Here is an 18,382-nt window from a genome sequence, read left to right as displayed (position 1 = left end):
GTTGCTGCGGGGGGCTTACTTGGACTCGATGACGGCGAAGAGGTCTTCCTCGCGCATCACGAGCAGCTCGTCGCCGTCGACCTTGACGGTCTGGCCGCTGTACTTGCCGAACAGCACGCGGTCGCCCACCTTGATGTTCAGGGCGACGAAGTCGCCCTTGTCGTTGCGCTTGCCCGGGCCGACGGCCAGCACTTCGCCCTGGTCGGGCTTCTCGGCGGCGTTGTCGGGGATCACGATGCCCGAGGCGGTCTTGGTTTCGTTCTCGAGGCGCTTGACGATCACGCGATCGTGCAACGGACGGAGTTTCATGTTCAGGTCTCCAGGATGGTCTCGGTGTGAATCGCAGAATGCGGCCACAAAAGTGTGCGCACATTCACATCGGGTTGACGGCGCCTTGGGCGCGTCGTTAGCACTCACCGGCGGCGAGTGCTAGCAGACCGATTATAGGGTTCGCCGAAGCGGTTTCAAGGCCCGCGTCAGTGACGCGGGGTATCGGCCGGTGGCGTGTCGACCGCGTCGCCGGGGGAGGGGTCGGTCGGCACCCGGTAGGCCTCGCTGGCCCAGGCACCGAGGTCGATGCCCGAGCAGCGCTCGCTGCAGAAGGGGCGCCAGCGGTTGGACGGGCCGAACACGGTCGCCGAGCCGCAGCGCGGGCAGGCGATGCGACGCTCCGGCGGACCGCTCATGAACAGATGGCGAGTTCGATCGGCTGGTCGTCGGTGACCGGCTTGAGGCGGCCGTCGGCGTCGGGGCGCATCAGGCGCACCGACACGATCAGGCGGTGGCCGGAGATCTCCGGCACCAGGCCCTGGGTGTCGTCGAGGCGCAGGCGCAGCAGATGGAAGGTCCGCCCCTGGGGCAGGCTCTGCTGGTACTGGCCCCCCTTGGCCACGACGCGTTGCGGCGCGCCCGAGTCGCGCAGCAGGCCCAGCAGCACCTGCAGCGCCTCGGCCAGCGGCATCACGGTGCCGATCCACTGCATCAGGTCGGCGCGGCGGCGCGTGGCGTCGTGCTGCTGCCAGGCGTAGTAGGCCGGCAGGTCGAACTCGCAGGTGCCGCCGGGGATGCTGATCCGGCTGCGGATCGACATCAGGAACTCGTTGGTGGTCAGCGTGTGGCCGGCCTTGCCCGGCAGCGCGTTGAGCGCGCCGAAGGCATGGTCGATGCGGCCCAGCACCGCGTCCAGCGCGTCCTCCGAAACGCCGGGGTTGCCCCGGAAGCCCTGGTACGCCAGCTTGTGGCGCTCGAGGTCCTTGAGCAGGTCGCTCTTGAGGTCGGCACGCGAGGCGACGTCGACGATCTCGAACAGCGTGGCCAGCGCGAAGTGGTGGTCGAGCGCCGCGTCGCGGGCGATCAGATGCCCCAGGCGGTCGAACAGGTGTTCGAGCCGCAGCATGGTGCGGATGCCTTCGTTGAGCGGGTATTCGTAGCGGACCAAGACGCAGTGCTGCGGTACGACCGCCCGGGCCGGGCCTGTCGGGAAATCAGGGCTGATTGTTCCACAGGCTCCAAAGGGCATCGACCTGCCGCTGCAGCCGGGCCAGATCGGCATGGTCGTTGTCGATCACCGCGTCGGCGATCGCACGCCGCGCCGGGCGCGATGCCTGCGCGGCCATGGCCTGGCGCGCGGTGTCCTCGGTCCAGCCCGGGCGCTGCATCACGCGCGCGAGCTGCGTCGCCTCGCTGCAGTCGATCACGAGCACGCGGTCGGCGCGCTGGCGCCATACGCTCGAGGCGGTCATCAGGGGCACGTCGAACACCACGGTCCGAGCGCCGGCGGCGGCGGCCTCGCGCAGGGCCTGCTCGCCGATCATCGGGTGCAACACGGCCTCGAGCCGCCTGCGGGCGCTGCCGTCGGCGAAGGCCAGCTGCCGCATCGCGTCGCGGTCGAGGGCGCCGTCGGCCCGGGCCACGCCGGCACCGAACTCCGCCCGCAGTGCCGGCATGGCGGCGCCGTCCGGGCCGGTGAGTGCCCTGGCGATGGCATCCGTGTCGACCAGGCAGGCGCCATGGGCCGCCAGCATCGCGGCCACGGTGCTCTTGCCGCTGCCGATGCCGCCGGTCAGGCCGATGCGCATGGGGCCGTCAAGCCCAGCCCAGCCAGCCCAGCACCCGCTCGGCGCCGGCCAGCATGACCACGATGCCGGCGCCCGCCAGGAACGGTCCGAAAGGCACGTAGCGGCCCTCGCGAAGGCTGCCGCCCAGCTTCATCGCGATGCCCACCACCGCACCGAGTGCCGACGCCGCCAGGACGATCGGCACCAGCATCGGCCAGCCGAGCCACGCACCGAGGGCCGCCAGCAGCTTGAAGTCGCCGTGGCCCATGCCTTCCTTGCCCGTGGCCAGCTTGAACAGCTGGTAGACGGTCCACAGTGAAAGGTAGCCGGCCACGGCACCCCACAGCGAAGCGGACAGAGGCAGCGTCCAGCCGAGCGCCGCCGCGACCAGCCCGCCCCACAGCAGCGGCAGCGTCAGCGAGTCCGGCAGCAGGGTGGTGTCCCAGTCGATCATCGCCAGCGCCAGCAGCGTGGCGCCGAAGGCGCACCACGCCAGGGCCACGGGCGTCGGCCCGAAGCGCCACGCCACGGCGGCGAAGAGCGCGGCGGTGGCGACTTCCACCAGCGGATAGCGCAGGCCGATGGGAGTGCCGCAGGCCGAGCATCGGCCCCGCAGCAGGAGCCATCCGAGGAGGGGCAGGTTCTCGTACCAGGTGATCTGGTGGCCGCATGCGGGGCAGCGCGAGCGCGGGCGCACCACCGACAGGTGGGGCAGGCCGTCGACCGCCTGCTCGATCGCCGCGGCATGCTCGAGGCGGCCGGCGGGCAGTTCGGCGTCGGCGGGCAGGCCGAGCGTGCGGCGCCAGGAGCCGGCGTCACCCAGGTGCTGGGCCACTTCGGCCCACCACTGCCGCTCGAGCACGAGCGGCAGCCGGTGGATCACCACGTTGAGGAAGCTGCCGATGCAAAGGCCCAGCAGACCCAGGGCGATCGGCGACAGCAGTTCGGCCGGGACGGCGCCCATCGGCGCCGGATCAGACGACCGAGCCGAGCTTGAAGATCGGCAGGTACATGGAGATCACGATGCCGCCGATCAGCACGCCCAGGATGACGATGATGAAGGGCTCCATCAGGCTCGACAGACCCTTGACCATCTCGTCGACCTCGTCCTCGTAGAACTCCGCCGCCTTGCCGAGCATGTGGTCGAGCGAGCCGGACTCCTCGCCGATCGAGGTCATCTGCAGGACCATGGTGGGGAAAACGCCGGTGTTCTGCATCGCCATCGTCAGCGCCGTGCCGGTGGAGACTTCCTTCTGGATCTGCTCGGTGGCGATGGCGTAGACGGCATTGCCGGCCGCGCCCCCGACGGAGTCGAGCGCCTCGACCAGCGGCACGCCGGCGCCGAACATCGTGGAAAGCGTGCGCGTCCAGCGCGCCAGCACGGCCTTGCGGATCAGCTCGCCGAACACCGGGATGCGAAGGAATAGGCGGTCCAGCGCGATCTGCATCTTCTCGGAGCGCTTCCAGGACTGCATGAAGAAGTAGCCGCCGCCGCCGAGCACGCCGAAGATCAGCCACCAGTAGGCGACGAACTGCTCCGACAGCCACATCACCGCCAGCGTCGGTGCCGGCAGGTCGGCGCCGAACGAGCTGAACACCTGCTTGAAGGCCGGGATCACGAACAGCATGATGATCGTGAGCACCACGAAGGCCACCACCATCACCGCGATCGGGTAGACCAGCGCCGACTTGATCTTGTTGCGCAGCGCGAGGGTCTTCTCCTCGTAGATCGCCAGGCGCTCCAGCAGCTGCTCCAGGATGCCGCCCTGCTCGCCGGCCTCGACCAAGTTGCAGTACAGGGCATTGAACTGCATCGGATGCTTGCGGAACGCCACCGACAGGCTGGTGCCGGTCTCGACGTCGGTGCGGATCTCGGTCAGCAGCTTGGTCAGCCGGGCGTTGGTGGACCCACGGGCCACGATGTCGAACGCCTGCAGCAGTGGCACACCGGCCTTCATCATCGTGGCCAGCTGCCGCGTGAAGACGGCGATGTCTTTCTGCTTGATCGCGCTGCCGCCACGCATGCGCCGCTTCTTGACCTTGGTGACCAGCACGCCCTGGCGGCGCAGCTGGGCGCTCACCTGCGCTTCACCACCCGAGCGGATCTCGCCACGAACGACCTTGCCGTTCTTGTCCTTGCCTTCCCACTCGAAGATGAAGTCCTTGACGTCTCTGACGGCTGCTGCTGTCGCCATGTAGCCTCCGGGGCCGGCTATTCCGTGAATCGAATCGGGTTGTAGGCCGCCATCACTCGTTGGTCACGCTGATGACTTCCTCGAGGGTCGTCGCGCCCGCCCTCACCTTGACCAGGCCGGACTGGCGCAGGTCGCGCACGCCTTCCTTGGCCGCCTGGTGGGCGATGTCGATCGCCGAGCCGTTGCCCAAGATCAGGCGCTGGATCTCCTCGGTGATCGGCATCACCTGGTAGATGCCCACGCGGCCCTTGTATCCGTTGTTGCAAGCCGAGCAGCCGACCGCCTTGTAGGGCTTCCAGCTGCCGTCGAGGTCCTCGTCAGAGTAGCCCGCACGCTTGAGAGCGTCGCGAGGGTACTCCACTGTGGTCTTGCAGGCCTCGCACAGCCGCCTTGCCAGGCGCTGCGCCGTGATCAACAGCACGCTCGACGCGATGTTGAACGGCATCACGCCCATGTTGAGCAGCCGGGTCAGGGTGGTCGGCGCGTCGTTGGTGTGCAGCGTGCTCATCACCAGGTGACCCGTCTGGGCCGCCTTGATGGCGATGTCGGCCGTCTCCAGGTCGCGGATCTCGCCCACCATGATGATGTCCGGATCCTGGCGCAGGAAGGCCTTCAGCGCCGTGGAGAAGTTCAGCCCGGCCTTGTCGTTGACGTTGACCTGGTTGATGCCGGGGAGGTTGATTTCCGCCGGGTCCTCGACCGTCGAGATGTTGACGCCCGGCTGGTTCAGGATGTTCAGGCAGGTGTACAGCGAGACGGTCTTGCCCGAGCCGGTCGGGCCGGTGACCAGGATCATCCCGTAGGGGCGGCCGATCGCCTTGAGCAGGCGGTCCTTCTCGACCTTCTCGTAGCCCAGGGCCTCGATGCCGAGCTTGGCCGACGACGGGTCCAGGATACGGATGACGATCTTCTCGCCGAACAGGGTCGGCAGCGTCGAGACGCGGAAGTCGATCGCCCGCGTGCCGAACTTGAGCTTCATCCGGCCGTCCTGGGGCACCCGCTTCTCCGCGATGTCCAGGCGGCTGATCACCTTGATGCGCGACGCGAGCTTGTCTTTGATGGCGATCGGCGGCTGGGTGATCTCGCGCAGCTCGCCGTCGATGCGGAAGCGAACGCGGTAGTTGTATTCGTAGGGCTCGAAGTGCAGGTCCGACGCGCGGGCATTGATCGCGTCGATCAGCATCTTCTGGAGGAAGCGGACGACCGGCGCGTCCTCGACCTCGGTGGTCGCCTCGGCGCTCTCCTGTTCCGTGGCCTCCTCGGTGACGTCGAAGTCGAAGTCGCCGTCCGCCAGCGACTCGATCGCGTCGCTGGCGGAGGTGCCAGCGGCCGTGAGCAGCTTGCCGAGCTTGTCGTACTCGACGATCACCCACTCGGGCGACAGCTGGGTGGCGAACTTGATGCGTTCGACGGCTTCCTGGTCGGTCGGGTCGGCCCCGCCGATGAACAGGCGGTTGCCGCGCTTGCCCAGCACCACCACCTGGTACTGGTTCACCATCTTCGCGTCGATGACGTTGCGCGGCAGGCGCTCTGCGTCGACGCTGGACAGGTCCAGCACCGGCAGGGCCAGGGCCCCGGACAGCGTGTGGGCCAGGTCGCTGGCCGAGACGCTGCCCGCCGCGATCAGCGCCGAGACGAAGCTGATCTTGCGCTCGGCCGCCTGCTTGACCAGCGCCTCGGCGGCCTTGCCATTGAGCTTGCCGGCGTGCACGAGCACCCGGGCGACGCCCGACAGCGAGGAATGGGGTGCTTCGGCGAGGGTGTCCACCGGGTCAGTTCACTGTGCGAAATGCCGAACGATCATCGCCGATCATCCGGGCACTGTAAATCTGCACGCCTGCGCATGTCGGCAACTCTTCACGGCAGGTCGGCGGGCCGGCGCGGCGCATGGCGCCGCGATCCAGGCAAATGGTCGGGGTGAGAGGATTCGAACCTCCGGCCTCTACGTCCCGAACGTAGCGCTCTACCAGGCTAAGCTACACCCCGATGGGTACCGCAGTGCGCCTCACGAGGAGCGCTCCACGGCCCGAACGCATAAGTCTAGCAGAGCCTCCCGGAACGGCGACGGGGGCAGAGACTGGAGGCAGCGCCGGGACTGGTCCGCCTCGCCGTGGGCCACCTCGCGGGCGGCGTCCAGGGCGCCGGTGCGTCGCACCGCCTTGACCACATCCTGCAGGCGCGTCACCTCGCCATGCTCGATGGCATGCCGGATCAGCGCGCGCTCTTCGTCGCTTCCGCGGTCCATCGCCACCAGCAGCGGCAGCGTCGGCTTGCCTTCGCGCAGGTCGTCGCCGACGTTCTTGCCCAGTTCATGGGTCTCGCCGTCGTAGTCGAGCAGGTCGTCCACCAGCTGGAAGGCCGTGCCCAGCGACCGGCCATAGCCGGCGCAGGCTTCCTCGATCGCGGGGTCGGCCTTCGCCAGGATGGCGCCCAGGCGGGCACTGGCCTCGAACAGCTTGGCCGTCTTGGACCGAATGACGCGCAGGTACTCCTCGACCGCCAGGTCAGGGTCGTGCATGTTCATCAGCTGGAGCACCTCGCCCTCGGCGATCACGTTGGTGGCCTCGGCAAGCACCTGTAGCACCCGCATGTCGCCCACCGACACCATCATCTGGAAGGCGCGGGAGTAGAGAAAGTCGCCGACCAGCACGCTGGCGGCATTGCCGAAGGCCGCGTTGGCGGTCTGGCGGCCGCGCCGTAGCGACGACTCGTCGACCACGTCGTCGTGCAGCAGGGTGGCGGTGTGGATGAACTCCACCGTGGCGGCCAGGGTCAGCTGTTCCGGCCCGGTGTGCCCGAGCGCGTTGGCGAACAGCAGCACCAGCCGCGGCCGGATCCGCTTGCCGCCGGCGCTGACGATGTACTGGCCGATCTGGTTGACCAGCGCCACGTCCGAGGTCAGTCGCTCGGCGATGACGCCGTCGACGAGCGCCATCTGGGCGGCGATCGGATCGGCAGCCGGAGGAATCGCGGCCCGGGGGGTGGCAACAGCGGGGGTCACGGGCGGCGCATGGCAGGAGTTGCGTGGATTATAGGAACCAACGGGGAGCCGGGCGGCCTGTGCTAGACTCCGCGGTTCCTCTGCAGGGCCTTCTGGCTTGGCCGGAGGCATGATTCGAAAGGGCACATATGTACGCGGTCATAAAAACCGGTGGCAAGCAATACAAGGTTGCAGCCGGCGAAAAGATCAAGGTAGAACAGATTGCTGCGGACGTTGGCCAGGAAGTCGTGATCGAGCAGGTGCTCGCCGTGGGTAACGGCGCGGACCTCAAGGTCGGTACCCCCCTGGTCGCCGGCGCCAGCGTCAAGGCCACGGTCCTGGCGCAAGGCCGGCATGACAAGGTGCGCATCTTCAAGATGCGCCGTCGCAAGCACTACAAGAAGTCGCAGGGTCACCGTCAGTCGTTCACCGAGTTGCAGATCGACTCGGTCTCGGCCTGAGCGGCACCGTTCCATCCTTAGCAGAGGTCACTCACCATGGCACAGAAAAAGGGCGGCGGTTCCACTCGCAACGGCCGCGACTCCCAACCCAAGATGCTGGGCGTCAAGGCCTACGGCGGCGAGCTCGTTTCGGCGGGCTCGATCATCGTTCGTCAGCGCGGCACCAAGTTCCACGCCGGCACCAATGTCGGCATGGGGCGTGATCACACGCTGTTCGCGCTGGTCGAAGGCCACGTCAAGTTCGACGTCAAGGGCGCCAGCAACAACCAGACCGTGAGCGTGCTGCCGGCCTGAGCGCCAGCGCAGCATCCTCGCGCGAGCCCCGGTCTCCCGGGGCTTTTTCGCTTCTGAGCCCCTGCTGCGTACCATCCCATCATGAAATTCGTCGACGAAGCCACCATTGACGTCGCTGCTGGGCACGGCGGCGCCGGCTGCGTGAGCTTCCGGCGCGAGAAGTTCATCCCGTTCGGCGGCCCCAATGGCGGCAATGGCGGGCGCGGCGGCAGCATCTACGCCGTCGGCGACCTGAACCTCAACACCCTGATCGACTACCGCTATGCGCGCCGCCACGAGGCCCGCAACGGCGAGCCGGGCCGCGGCTCGGACCAGTTCGGCGCCGCTGCCGACGACATCACGCTGCGCATGCCGGTGGGCACGATCCTCAAGGACGCCGAGACCGGTGAGGTGGTCGCCGAGCTGCTCAATCCCGGCGAGAAGGTGCTGATCTGCAAGGGCGGCGACGGCGGCTTCGGCAACCTCCACTTCAAGACCAGCACGAACCGGTCGCCGCGGCAGAAGACGCCGGGCTGGCCCGGCGAGAGCCGCAAGCTCAAGCTCGAGCTGCGCGTCCTGGCCGACGTGGGCCTGCTGGGCATGCCCAATGCCGGCAAGAGCACGCTGATCGCGTCGATCTCCAACGCCCGCCCGAAGATCGCCGACTATCCCTTCACCACCCTGCACCCGAATCTCGGCGTCGTGCGCGTCGGCCCGGAGCGCAGCTTCGTGGTGGCCGACATTCCCGGCCTGATCGAGGGCGCGGCCGAGGGGGCCGGCCTGGGGCATCAGTTCCTGCGCCACCTGCAGCGCACCCACCTGCTGCTGCACGTGGTGGACATGGCGCCCTTCGACGACAGCGTCGACCCGGTGGCCCAGGCGCGCGCCATCGTCGCGGAGCTGAAGAAGTACGACCCGGCGCTGGCCGCCAAGCCACGCTGGCTGGTGCTCAACAAGATGGACATGGTGCCGGCCGACGAGCGGGCGGCACGGGTCAAGGACTTCGTGCGCCGGCTGCGCTGGAAGGGGCCGGTGTTCGAGATCTCCGCGCTGGCCCGCGAGGGCCTGGACCGGCTGACGCTGGCGGTGTACGAGCATGTCGCCTCGATCCGGCAGGCGGTGCCGCACGTGCCCGACGCGCGCTTCGACGGCGAGACGGGCGATGCCTGACGGACGCGTGCTGCGCGAGGCCCGGCGCATCGTCGTCAAGGTCGGCTCGAGCCTGGTCACGAACGAAGGGCGCGGACTCGACGCCGAGGCCATCGGCGCGTGGTGCCGGCAGCTGGCGGCGCTGGCGGAGCAGGGGCGCGAGGTCGTCATGGTGTCCAGCGGCGCGATCGCCGAGGGCATGAAGCGCCTGGGCTGGTCGGCGCGTCCGCACGAGCTGCCGCAGCTTCAGGCCGCGGCGGCCGTCGGGCAGATGGGCCTGGCCCAGATCTACGAAACCCAGCTGGCCCGGCGTGGCGTCGTCAGCGCGCAGGTGCTGCTGACCCATGCCGACCTGGCCGACCGCGAGCGCTACCTCAATGCGCGCTCGACGCTCATGACCCTGCTGTCGATGAAGGTGGTGCCCGTCATCAACGAGAACGACACGGTGGTCAACGACGAGATCAAGTTCGGCGACAACGACACGCTGGGCGCCCTGGTGGCTAATCTGGTGGAGGCCGACGCGCTGGTGATCCTGACCGATCAGCGCGGCCTCTATTCGGCCGACCCGCGCAGGGTGCCCGACGCCCGCTTCATCGACGTGGCCGTGGCCGGCGACCCGGCACTCGAGCGCATGGCCGGCGGCGCCGGTTCGTCGATCGGCCGCGGCGGCATGCTGACCAAGGTGCTGGCGGCCCGGCGCGCGGCCAGCAGCGGCGCCAGCACCATCATCGCCTGGGGCCGCGAGCCCGACGTGCTGCTGCGCCTGGCCCAGGGCGAGTCGATCGGCACGGCGCTGGTGGCCCAGACGCAGAAGCTGGCGGCACGCAAGCAGTGGATGGCCGACCACCTGCAGCTGCGCGGCGCCGTCAGCGTCGATACCGGTGCCGTGGCCAAGCTGCGCGACGAAGGCAAGAGCCTGCTGCCGATCGGTGTCACCGGCGTCGAAGGCGAGTTCGCCCGTGGCGACGTGATCGCGGTGCGCGGCCCCGACGGCGTGGAGCTGGCGCGCGGCCTGGCGAACTACTCGGCGGCCGAGACCCGGCTTATCGCCCGCAAGCCGTCATCCCAGATCGAGGCCACGCTCGGCTACGCGGCCGGCCCCGAGCTGATCCACCGCGACAACCTGGTGCTCGGCTAGGGCGCCTCGGGCTCGGCCGCGGCGGCGCCATCGGGCGGCACCTCGTCGCGCCAGCCGCCGCGCAGACCCGACCGCAGGTAGCGGTTCTGGTGCGCCGGGCGCGGCAGGTAGCGCGACAGCTCGGTGAGCGCCATCTGGTAGACGTCGCGCTTGAACTCGATCACCACGTCCAGCGGCACCCAATAGTCGTTCCAGCGCCAGGCGTCGAACTCCGGATGGTCGGTGGCGCGCAGGTTCAGGTCGCTGTCGCGGCCGATCAGCCGCAGCAGGAACCAGATCTGCTTCTGCCCGCGGTAGTGGCCGCGGGCGTCGCGCCGGATGTAGTGGTCCGGCACTTCGTAGCGCAGCCAGTCGCGGGTGCGCGCGATGATGTGGACATGCTCGGGTCGCAGGCCCACTTCCTCGTGCAGCTCGCGCAGCATCGCCTGCTCGGGCGACTCGCCATGCTTGATGCCGCCCTGCGGGAACTGCCACGAGTGCGTGCGCAGCCGCTTGCCCCAGAAGACCTGGTTGCGAGTGTTGAGCAGGATGATGCCGACGTTCGGCCTGAAGCCGTCACGGTCGAGCATAATCGGACCCCAATTTCTGAACTGGATTCATTTTGCACCCGCCCGGTGCGGCGCGCGATCACTCGGTTTCCCGCATCGGAAGCGTGGTCGGTCGGTGCAACGCTGCATGGGGACTCGCACAGCCACCCATGAAAGCCTCTCAGTTCTTCATCGCCACGCTCAAGGAAGCGCCCTCCGACGCCGAGATCGTCAGCCACCGGCTGATGCTGCGGGCCGGCATGATCAAGCGCCTGGGCGCCGGCATCTACAGCTACATGCCGATGGGCCTGCGGGTGATCCGCAAGGTCGAGGCCATCATCCGCGACGAGATGAACCGCGCCGGCGCGATCGAGCTGCTGATGCCCGTGGTGCAGCCGGCCGAGCTGTGGCAGGAAAGCGGCCGGTTCCAGAAGTACGGCCCCGAGCTGATGCGCGTGAAGGACCGGCACGAGCGCGACTTCGTCATCCAGCCCACGAGCGAGGAGGTCATCACCGACATCGCCCGGCAGGAGCTGCGCAGCTACAAGCAACTGCCGAAGAATTTCTATCACATCCAGACCAAGTTCCGCGACGAGCGCCGCCCGCGCTTCGGCGTGATGCGCGGCCGCGAGTTCACGATGAAGGACGCCTACTCCTTCGACCGCGACCTGGAGTCCGGCCGGCGCAGCTACCAGGCGATGTCCGACGCCTACTGCGCCATCTTCGACCGCATGGGCCTGACCTACCGCGCGGTGGCCGCCGACACCGGCGCCATCGGCGGCGACGTCTCGCAGGAATTCCAGGTCATCGCCGACACCGGCGAGGACGCCATCGTCTACTGCCCGTCCAGCGACTACGCGGCCAACATCGAGCTGGCCGAGGCGCTGCCGCTGATCGACCGCCGCGCGGCCGCCGCCGAGCCCCTGGCCAAGGTGCCCACGCCCGGCAAGAGCACCTGCGAGGACGTGGCGGCACTGCTCGGCCTGACGCTGCAGCGCACCGTGAAGTCGCTGGTGCTCGCCACCGACGACCGCAACGAGGCCGGCGACATCGTGGGCACCACGGTCTGGCTGCTGCTGGTGCGCGGCGACCACAGCCTCAACGAGGTCAAGGCGGGCAAGCTGCCGGGCCTCAAGGCGGGCTGGCGCTTCGCCACGCAGGGCGAGATCGTCGAGCACTTCGGCACGCCCCCGGGCTACCTCGGCCCCATCGGCACGGCCCGGCCGGTGAAGGTGATCGCGGACCGCACCGTGGCCGCGATGAGCGACTTCGTCTGCGGCGCCAACGTGGCCGACTTCCACCTGACCGGCGTGAACTGGGGCCGCGACCTGCCCGAGCCCGACCTCGTGGCCGACATCCGCAACGTGATCGAAGGCGACCCCTCGCCCGACGGCAAGGGCGTGCTCGCGATCCAGCGCGGCATCGAGGTCGGCCACGTGTTCCTGCTCGGCACGCGCTACAGCGCCGCGATGAACGCCAACTACCTCGACGAGTCGGGCAAGCCGCAGCCGATGATCATGGGCTGCTACGGCATCGGCGTGACGCGCATCCTCGGCGCCGCCATCGAGCAGAACCACGACGAACGCGGCATCGTCTGGCCGGTGCCGCTGGCCCCGTTCGCCGCCGTCATCTGCCCGATCGGCTACGACCGCAGCGACGCCGTGCGGGCACGCGCCGACGCGCTGCATGCGCAGCTGCTGGCGCAGGGCGTGGACGTGATCCTCGACGACCGCGGCGAGCGGCCGGGCGCGATGTTCGCCGACTGGGAACTGATCGGCGTGCCCTGGCGCGTGGTGCTGTCCGACCGCGGCCTGAAGGAGGGCCAGGCCGAGGTGCAGGGCCGGCGCGAGGCCGCGGCGCAGTCCGTGCCGGTGGACAGCGTGGCGGACTTCCTCCGGGAGCGCCTCACGGCATGACCGTCGCGCGCCGGGCGCTGCTGGGCTTGCCGCTGGCGGTCTGGGCCTGCAGTGCGCGGGCCGGCGCGCAGCTCGAGGAGCCGCTGGCCGATTCGGTCCGCTCCGCCTTGTCGGCGGCGATCTCCGCGGCGCCGCCGCCGCGACCGCACTTCGACGACATCGAGCAGCGGCTGGCGTTCCTGCGCTGGCAGGGCGCCGCCAGCGAGCGGCTGCGGCGCTACAAGAGCGACGGCCATGCGCGCGTGGAGTTCCTCAACACGCTCTGGTACGAGTCGCGGCGCGCCGGGCTGGAGCCGGCGCTGGTGCTCGGCCTGATCCAGGTCGAGAGCGCCTTCCGCAAGTACGCCATCAGCGTGGTGGGTGCGCGCGGCTACATGCAGATCATGCCGTTCTGGTCGCGCCTGATCGGCGACGGCGACCCGGCGCGCCTCTTCCACATGCAGACCAACCTGCGCTTCGGTTGCGTGATCCTGCGCCACTACCTCGACCGCGAGCGCGGCGACCTGTTCATGGCGCTCGGCCGCTACAACGGCAGTCGCGGCCGGGCCGAGTACCCGAACGCCGTCTTCGCGGCGCGCCGCCGGTGGCTCGTGGCGTGAGGCCGCGGCCCTAGAGGCCCTGCCAGGCCCGCGGTGCGGCGCTGGCGGCGCCGGCCAGCTGCAGCACCCGCTCCACCGACTCGTCCACCAGCTCGTCGATCGTCGTTGGGCGGTGATAGAACGCGGGCAGTGGCGGAAAGACGATCGCGCCCATCTCGGTGGCGCTGGCCATGTTGCGCAGGTGGGCCAGGTTGAACGGCGTCTCGCGCACCATCAGCACCAGTCGCCGGCGTTCCTTCAGCGTGACATCGGCAGCCCGCGTCAGCAGGTTGTCGCCGAAGCCATGCGCCACGGCGGCCAGCGTCTTCATCGAGCAGGGCGCCACGACCATCGCCGCCGTGTCGAAGCTGCCGCTGGCGATGCAGGCGCCGACGTCGCCCGGCGCATGGGCCCGGGTGGCCAGCGCCTCGAGCGCCGACCGGTCCAGGCCCAGTTCGTGGTGCACGTTGAGCACGCCCGCCGGCGTGGCCACGAGGTGGGTCTCCAGGCCGAGCGCGCGTGCGCGCTGCAGCAGCCTCACGCCGTAGACGGCGCCGCTGGCCCCGGTGATGCCGACGACCAGCCGTCGCATCGCGGGCTCAGGCCGCCTTGGCCAGCGCCTGCTGCAGTTCGCCGGCCTGGTACATCTCCATCATGATGTCCGAGCCGCCGACGAACTCGCCGTTGACGTAGAGCTGCGGGATCGTCGGCCAGTTGGCGTAGGTCTTGATGCCCTGGCGGATCTCCTCGTCGTCGAGGACGTTGACCGTCTTCAGGTCGTCGACGCCGCAGGCCTTGAGGATCTGCACCGCCCGGCCGGAGAAGCCGCACATCGGGAACTGGGCCGTTCCCTTCATGAAGAGCACCACGCGGTTCTGGTGGACGAGGTCGGAAATGCGCTGTTGAACGTCGCTCATGGGGGGGGCCGATTTCGGGGAAAGCCGTGGTTATACGGCTTTTCCGCCGGGCGGCGTGCCCGCAGGGCGTTCAGAAGGCGTAGGACACGCCCACGTGGAGCATCGGCGTCAGGCGCCATTCGCGCAGCAGGTCGTCCAGCGCCATCGTGTTGCCCACCCGCAGGCCGCCGGTCGTGGCCCGGGCGGCGACGCCCAGGTCGGCCGACAGGCCCCAGCCGCCGCGCGCCGACATGCCGCTCCAGCCCACACCGAGGTAGGGCACGGCGCTCCAGTGTTCCGACACCGATTCGCCCACGGCCGAGGCCCAGCGCGGCTGCCGCACCATCGTCAGCGTGAAGCCCTGGCCGGTGGCCAGGGCTGGCGTGCCCATTGCCAAGGAGCGCTGACCCAGCAGCAGGCCGCTCGTGGCGCGAAAGCCGCCGCTCACATCGCTGCTGCCGAGTCGCGCCCGGCTGAAATAGTAGTCGCCCAGCACCACGCCGGCCTGCTGCTGCCAGGACGTGCCGGTGCCGTCGAGTGACAGGCCGGTATTGAGGCCCACGCGGGCCTGAAGTCGGGGCCCGAAGCCGGCCTGGTCGTCGATCGAGAGACCGCCCTGAGCCGCCGCCGAGGTGGCGACCACGGCGATCAGCGCCCCGGTCCAGAGGCGGCACAACCGGCTGCGGCCGGACTCGATGGCGGTGGATCCCATGACCGTCTCCCTGCGGGTGCAGCGGTACGACATCGCACCGCGCTGCCTCACCCTGGAATCGATGCTACGCCGCTGCGGCGCCCGTTGGCGCATGCCGAACGCCAACGATTGCCGTCTTCGCCGGATGCACTGTGACGCGATGTGACCGGCCGGCTGCGCTCAGTCGGCGGGACGCCGGGCGCCCGTCACGCGAGCGTGCCCGGAGAGGTCCCGGCGGGTCTCGGGCGGGTCGAAGCCGGCCTCGCGCAGCAGGCTCGCGACGCCTTCGGCCTGGTCGGCGCCATGCTCCAGCAACAGCCAGCCGCCGGGCACCAGATGGGCCCGGGCGCCACCGACGATGCGGCGGATGTCGGCCAGGCCGTCGCCGGGATCGTCGTGCGGCACCAGCGCCTCGACGGGTTCGTGGCGCAACGCCGGCAGATGGGGGTCGCCCGGCGCGACATAGGGTGGGTTGGACAGCACCAGGTCGAAGGTCCGGCCCGGTACCGCGTCCCACCAGGAGCCCGGGTGCCAGGTCACGTCCAGGCCCAGGCGCCGACCGTTGCGGCGCGCCGTCTCCAGCGCCGCTGCACTGCGGTCGCTGGCATGGACCTCGGCCTGCGGGCAGCCGCGGCGCAGCGCCAGCGCGATGGCGCCGCTGCCGGTGCCCAGGTCCAGCATACGGGGGCCGGGAGGGGCGTCCGGGCGACCCGACACCAGCTCCAGCGCCCAGTCCACCAGCGTTTCCGTGTCGGGCCGCGGCACCAGCACGGCGGGCGAGACCTGCAGCGACAGGCCGTGGAACTCGCGTTCGCCGGTGAGGTAGGCCAGCGGCTCGCCCGAGGCCCGGCGCTCCAGAAGACTGCGCAGCGCGCGCCCGGTGTCGCGCGGCAGCGCCTCGTCGTCGTGCGCCAGCAGCCAGGCCCGCGTGCAGCCGAGGCCGTGGCAGGCCAGCAGCTGCGCGTCCAACCGGTCCACGCCCAGGGCCCGGGCCTGCGCCAGCAGGTCGCGCACCGTGCGCGGCGCGTCGGTCACCGCGTGGCCTCGCCGGCCTCCAGGGCGGCCAGCTGCTCGGCGGCCCGCGCGGCCTTGAGCGCGTCGAGCACGTCGTCGAGATCGCCGTCCATCACCATCTGCAGCTTGTAGAGGGTGAGGTTGATGCGGTGGTCGGTGAGCCGGCCCTGCGGGAAGTTGTAGGTGCGGATGCGGTCGCTGCGGTCGCCGCTGCCGACGAGGCTCTTGCGCGCGGCGGCCTCCTTGGCGGCCCGCTCGTTGCGGTCCCGGTCGCGCAGGCGCGCCACCAGCACCGCCATCGCCTTGGCCTTGTTGCGGTGCTGCGAGCGGTCGTCCTGGCACTCCGCCACCAGGCCGGTGGGCAGGTGGGTGATCCGGATCGCGCTGTCGGTCTTGTTGACGTGCTGGCCACCCGCGCCGCTGGCGCGGAAGGTGTCGATGCGCAGCTCGGCCGGGTTGATCTGCACCTCCTCGGCCTCGTCGGGTTCGGGCAGCACCGCCACCGTGGCGGCGCTGGTGTGGATGCGGCCCTGGCTCTCGGTGGCCGGCACGCGCTGCACGCGGTGCCCGCCCGACTCGAAGCGTAGCAGGCCATAGGCGCCGGCCCCCTCGACCCGGAGCACCAGCTCCTTGTAGCCGCCGAGTTCCGAGGCACTCTCGCTCAACACCTCGGTGCGGAAGCCCTTGCGCTCGCACCAGCGCAGGTACATGCGCGCCAGGTCGCCGGCGAACAGCGCCGACTCGTCGCCGCCGGTGCCGGCGCGGATCTCGAGGAAGGCATTGCGGTCGTCGTCGGGGTCGCGCGGCAGCAGGGCGGTCTGCAGCTGCGCCTCCAGGCTGGCGATCTCGGTGCGGGCCTGCTCGATCTCGTCGCGCGCCATCTCGGCGAACTCGGGGTCGTCCTGCATCGCCTGGGCGTCGGCCAGGTCGCGCTCGCGCTGCTCCAGCCGGCGGTACAGCGACACGAGGTTCGACGCTTCGGCCTGTTCGCGGGCGATGGCGCGGTAGCGCTTCATGTCGGCGCTGGTGGCCGGGTCGGCCAGGCTGGCGTCGAGCTCGGCCAGCCGCATCGACAGGCGCTCGAGTTGTTGTCGCAGGGAGTCTTTCATGGGAGGCAGGCGTGCGGGGCAGGCCGCGCCGGCGCAGGCCGGTACGCGGCAGGCCGGCGCGTCGCTAGAGCGAGGTGTCGCCCGCGTCGGGCGGGTTGCCCGGGGCCTTGGGCGCGCGGCGCAGGAACAGGCGCGACACGGTGTCGGCCACCTGCTCGCGCTGGCCGGCGTCGGCCGCGTTCAGCTCGGCGAACGCGCCGTGCAGCATCTTCTGGGTCAGGCCGCGCGCCAGCGCATCGAGCACCTGCTGCGGGTCGTCGCCGCGCGCCAGCAGCTTGCGCGCCCGCGCCAGCTCCGCCTCGCGCCAGGCGTCGGCCTGGCGGTTCAGCGCCTGGATCAGCGGCACGCTGGCACGCTGGTCCAGCCAGTGGGCGAAGCTCTGCACCCCCGCGTCGATGATGGCCTCGGCCTGCTCCACGGCGGCCTGGCGCTTCTCGCCGGCCGTCTGGACCAGTGTGGACAGGTCGTCCACCGTGTACAGGTAGACGTCGGCCAGTTTGCCGACCTCGGGCTCGATGTCGCGCGGCACGGCCAGGTCGACCATGAACATCGGGCGGCGCCGGCGCTGCTTGAGCGCGCGCTCGACGGCCCCCAGGCCGATGATCGGCAGCGAACTGGCGGTGCACGACACCACGATGTCGAAGCCGGCCAGCCGGTCGGGCAGTTCGGCCAGGCGCATCGCCTGCGCGCCGAAGCGTGCCGCCAGCGCCTCGCCGCGCTCGAGGGTGCGGTTGGCCAGCGCGATCGCCTTCGGCTCGCGGGCGGCGAAATGGGTCGCCACCAGTTCGATCATCTCGCCCGCACCCACGAACAGCACCCGCTGCTCGCGCAGGTCCTCGAACAGCTGGGACGCCAGACGCACCGCCGCCGCGGCCATGCTCACCGAGTGCGAGCCGATCTCGGTGCTGGTGCGCACCTCCTTGGCCACGGCGAACGAGCGCTGGAACAGCTGGTGCAGCGTCGTGCCCAGCGTGCCGGCCTCGTCGGCCTCGCGCACGGCCTGCTTCATCTGCCCCAGGATCTGCGGCTCGCCCAGCACCATGGAGTCGAGCCCGGCGGCGACGCGGAACGCATGGCGCGCCGCGGCCCGGTTCTCGGCGGTGTAGGTGTAGGCCACCAGCTGCTGCGGGCTCACCCCGCCCTGGGCGGCCAGCCACTCGGTGGCCGGCTGCACCAGTTCGTTGAGCTCGCGCGCGTCCGCGGCCAGGTACAGCTCGGTGCGGTTGCAGGTGGACAGCAGTGCGGCCTCCGGGCCGGCGCGCACCAGGCGTTCGGTCAGGGCCCGCAGGGGCGTCTGCAACTGGTGTGGCTCGAACGCGAACTTGCCCCGCACGTCCAGCGGTGCGGTGGTGTGGTTCAGGCCAAGGGTCAGGACGCCCATGGGGTCGATTCTAGAAT

Annotated in this window: 22 protein-coding genes and 1 tRNA gene; 7 read left to right on the top strand and 16 right to left on the bottom strand. The window is 70.1% G+C overall.

Features of this window, described 5'->3' with window-relative positions; all coding sequences use genetic code 11:
• Nucleotides 1–15: 15 nt before the first annotated feature.
• From groES to ispB, 9 genes are all read right to left on the bottom strand, one after another.
• Entirely contained in the window at nucleotides 16–309 is a 294-nt protein-coding gene (groES, locus tag AC2EAQ_RS08925) for a co-chaperone GroES (protein ID WP_484642339.1), read from the bottom strand.
• Nucleotides 310–476: 167 nt separating this feature from the next.
• Nucleotides 477–686, bottom strand: coding sequence for a DNA gyrase inhibitor YacG (locus tag AC2EAQ_RS08920; protein WP_484642336.1), 210 nt, complete (start codon nucleotides 684–686; stop codon nucleotides 477–479).
• Nucleotides 683–1,438 (bottom strand): cell division protein ZapD, encoded by a 756-nt coding sequence (gene zapD, locus AC2EAQ_RS08915; RefSeq protein ID WP_484642333.1) that lies wholly within the window; start codon nucleotides 1,436–1,438, stop codon nucleotides 683–685. Before zapD ends, AC2EAQ_RS08920 begins: the two co-directional genes overlap by 4 nt.
• Before the next feature lie 46 nt (nucleotides 1,439–1,484).
• Entirely contained in the window at nucleotides 1,485–2,078 is a 594-nt protein-coding gene (gene coaE, locus AC2EAQ_RS08910) for a dephospho-CoA kinase (RefSeq protein WP_484642332.1), read from the bottom strand.
• A gap of 7 nt (nucleotides 2,079–2,085) precedes the next feature.
• Nucleotides 2,086–3,021: a prepilin peptidase gene (locus AC2EAQ_RS08905; RefSeq protein WP_484642327.1), complete on the bottom strand. Its 936-nt coding sequence runs from the start codon at nucleotides 3,019–3,021 to the stop codon at nucleotides 2,086–2,088.
• 10 nt (nucleotides 3,022–3,031) lie between these two features.
• Nucleotides 3,032–4,252 (bottom strand): type II secretion system F family protein, encoded by a 1,221-nt coding sequence (locus tag AC2EAQ_RS08900; protein WP_484642324.1) that lies wholly within the window; start codon nucleotides 4,250–4,252, stop codon nucleotides 3,032–3,034.
• Between the two features lie 52 nt (nucleotides 4,253–4,304).
• Complete coding sequence (pilB, locus tag AC2EAQ_RS08895) at nucleotides 4,305–6,020, bottom strand: type IV-A pilus assembly ATPase PilB (RefSeq protein ID WP_484642320.1); 1,716 nt, start codon at nucleotides 6,018–6,020, stop codon at nucleotides 4,305–4,307.
• A gap of 141 nt (nucleotides 6,021–6,161) precedes the next feature.
• A tRNA-Pro gene (locus tag AC2EAQ_RS08890) sits at nucleotides 6,162–6,238 on the bottom strand.
• Nucleotides 6,239–6,257: 19 nt separating this feature from the next.
• Nucleotides 6,258–7,187, bottom strand: a complete 930-nt coding sequence (gene ispB, locus AC2EAQ_RS08885) for an octaprenyl diphosphate synthase (RefSeq protein WP_484642318.1) — start codon at nucleotides 7,185–7,187, stop codon at nucleotides 6,258–6,260.
• Nucleotides 7,188–7,381: 194 nt separating this feature from the next.
• On the opposite strand from ispB, the gene rplU reads away from it, so the two are divergent.
• From rplU to proB, 4 genes are all read left to right on the top strand, one after another.
• A complete protein-coding gene (rplU, locus tag AC2EAQ_RS08880) occupies nucleotides 7,382–7,693 on the top strand; it encodes a 50S ribosomal protein L21 (protein ID WP_484642315.1) in 312 nt (103 codons plus the stop codon).
• Between the two features lie 36 nt (nucleotides 7,694–7,729).
• Nucleotides 7,730–7,987: a 50S ribosomal protein L27 gene (gene rpmA / locus AC2EAQ_RS08875; RefSeq protein ID WP_484642312.1), complete on the top strand. Its 258-nt coding sequence runs from the start codon at nucleotides 7,730–7,732 to the stop codon at nucleotides 7,985–7,987.
• Nucleotides 7,988–8,068: 81 nt separating this feature from the next.
• Nucleotides 8,069–9,136, top strand: coding sequence for an Obg family GTPase CgtA (gene cgtA, locus AC2EAQ_RS08870; protein WP_484642310.1), 1,068 nt, complete (start codon nucleotides 8,069–8,071; stop codon nucleotides 9,134–9,136).
• Entirely contained in the window at nucleotides 9,129–10,253 is a 1,125-nt protein-coding gene (gene proB, locus AC2EAQ_RS08865) for a glutamate 5-kinase (protein ID WP_484642307.1), read from the top strand. The genes cgtA and proB overlap by 8 nt, the downstream gene beginning before the upstream one ends.
• On the opposite strand, the gene AC2EAQ_RS08860 is transcribed toward proB, so the two are convergent.
• The gene (locus AC2EAQ_RS08860) at nucleotides 10,250–10,822 is read right to left on the bottom strand and encodes an RNA pyrophosphohydrolase (protein ID WP_484642305.1); all 573 of its coding nucleotides are present in this window, start codon (nucleotides 10,820–10,822) and stop codon (nucleotides 10,250–10,252) included. The two genes, proB and AC2EAQ_RS08860, sit on opposite strands and share 4 nt — an antisense overlap.
• A gap of 128 nt (nucleotides 10,823–10,950) precedes the next feature.
• Between AC2EAQ_RS08860 and AC2EAQ_RS08855 the strand changes: the two genes are divergently transcribed.
• The gene (locus AC2EAQ_RS08855; RefSeq protein WP_484642302.1) at nucleotides 10,951–12,696 is read left to right on the top strand and encodes a proline--tRNA ligase; all 1,746 of its coding nucleotides are present in this window, start codon (nucleotides 10,951–10,953) and stop codon (nucleotides 12,694–12,696) included.
• Nucleotides 12,693–13,295 (top strand): lytic transglycosylase domain-containing protein, encoded by a 603-nt coding sequence (locus AC2EAQ_RS08850; protein ID WP_484642299.1) that lies wholly within the window; start codon nucleotides 12,693–12,695, stop codon nucleotides 13,293–13,295. Before AC2EAQ_RS08855 ends, AC2EAQ_RS08850 begins: the two co-directional genes overlap by 4 nt.
• A gap of 10 nt (nucleotides 13,296–13,305) precedes the next feature.
• On the opposite strand, the gene AC2EAQ_RS08845 is transcribed toward AC2EAQ_RS08850, so the two are convergent.
• From AC2EAQ_RS08845 to AC2EAQ_RS08835, 3 genes are all read right to left on the bottom strand, one after another.
• A complete protein-coding gene (locus AC2EAQ_RS08845) occupies nucleotides 13,306–13,866 on the bottom strand; it encodes a UbiX family flavin prenyltransferase (protein WP_484642296.1) in 561 nt (186 codons plus the stop codon).
• Between the two features lie 7 nt (nucleotides 13,867–13,873).
• On the bottom strand, nucleotides 13,874–14,191 hold the full coding sequence (gene grxD / locus AC2EAQ_RS08840; protein WP_484642292.1) for a Grx4 family monothiol glutaredoxin: 318 nt from the start codon (nucleotides 14,189–14,191) through the stop codon (nucleotides 13,874–13,876).
• Between the two features lie 70 nt (nucleotides 14,192–14,261).
• Nucleotides 14,262–14,882: a hypothetical protein gene (locus AC2EAQ_RS08835; RefSeq protein ID WP_484642290.1), complete on the bottom strand. Its 621-nt coding sequence runs from the start codon at nucleotides 14,880–14,882 to the stop codon at nucleotides 14,262–14,264.
• Here AC2EAQ_RS08835 and AC2EAQ_RS08830 point away from each other — a divergent pair.
• Entirely contained in the window at nucleotides 14,881–15,027 is a 147-nt protein-coding gene (locus AC2EAQ_RS08830) for a hypothetical protein (RefSeq protein WP_484642288.1), read from the top strand. The genes AC2EAQ_RS08835 and AC2EAQ_RS08830 overlap by 2 nt on opposite strands.
• Before the next feature lie 14 nt (nucleotides 15,028–15,041).
• Here AC2EAQ_RS08830 and prmC read toward each other — a convergent pair whose 3' ends face one another.
• The 3 genes from prmC to hemA form a co-directional block, all read right to left on the bottom strand.
• Nucleotides 15,042–15,896, bottom strand: coding sequence for a peptide chain release factor N(5)-glutamine methyltransferase (prmC, locus tag AC2EAQ_RS08825; protein WP_484642286.1), 855 nt, complete (start codon nucleotides 15,894–15,896; stop codon nucleotides 15,042–15,044).
• The gene (gene prfA, locus AC2EAQ_RS08820) at nucleotides 15,893–16,984 is read right to left on the bottom strand and encodes a peptide chain release factor 1 (RefSeq protein ID WP_484642283.1); all 1,092 of its coding nucleotides are present in this window, start codon (nucleotides 16,982–16,984) and stop codon (nucleotides 15,893–15,895) included. Before prfA ends, prmC begins: the two co-directional genes overlap by 4 nt.
• 64 nt (nucleotides 16,985–17,048) lie before the next feature.
• Nucleotides 17,049–18,365: a glutamyl-tRNA reductase gene (gene hemA, locus AC2EAQ_RS08815; protein ID WP_484642281.1), complete on the bottom strand. Its 1,317-nt coding sequence runs from the start codon at nucleotides 18,363–18,365 to the stop codon at nucleotides 17,049–17,051.
• Nucleotides 18,366–18,382 lie beyond the last annotated feature (17 nt).

It is taken from the genome of Aquabacterium sp. T101 (assembly GCF_057219775.1).
Note: the sequence above shows the minus strand (reverse complement) of the source record. Positions and strands in the feature narration are given on the sequence as shown.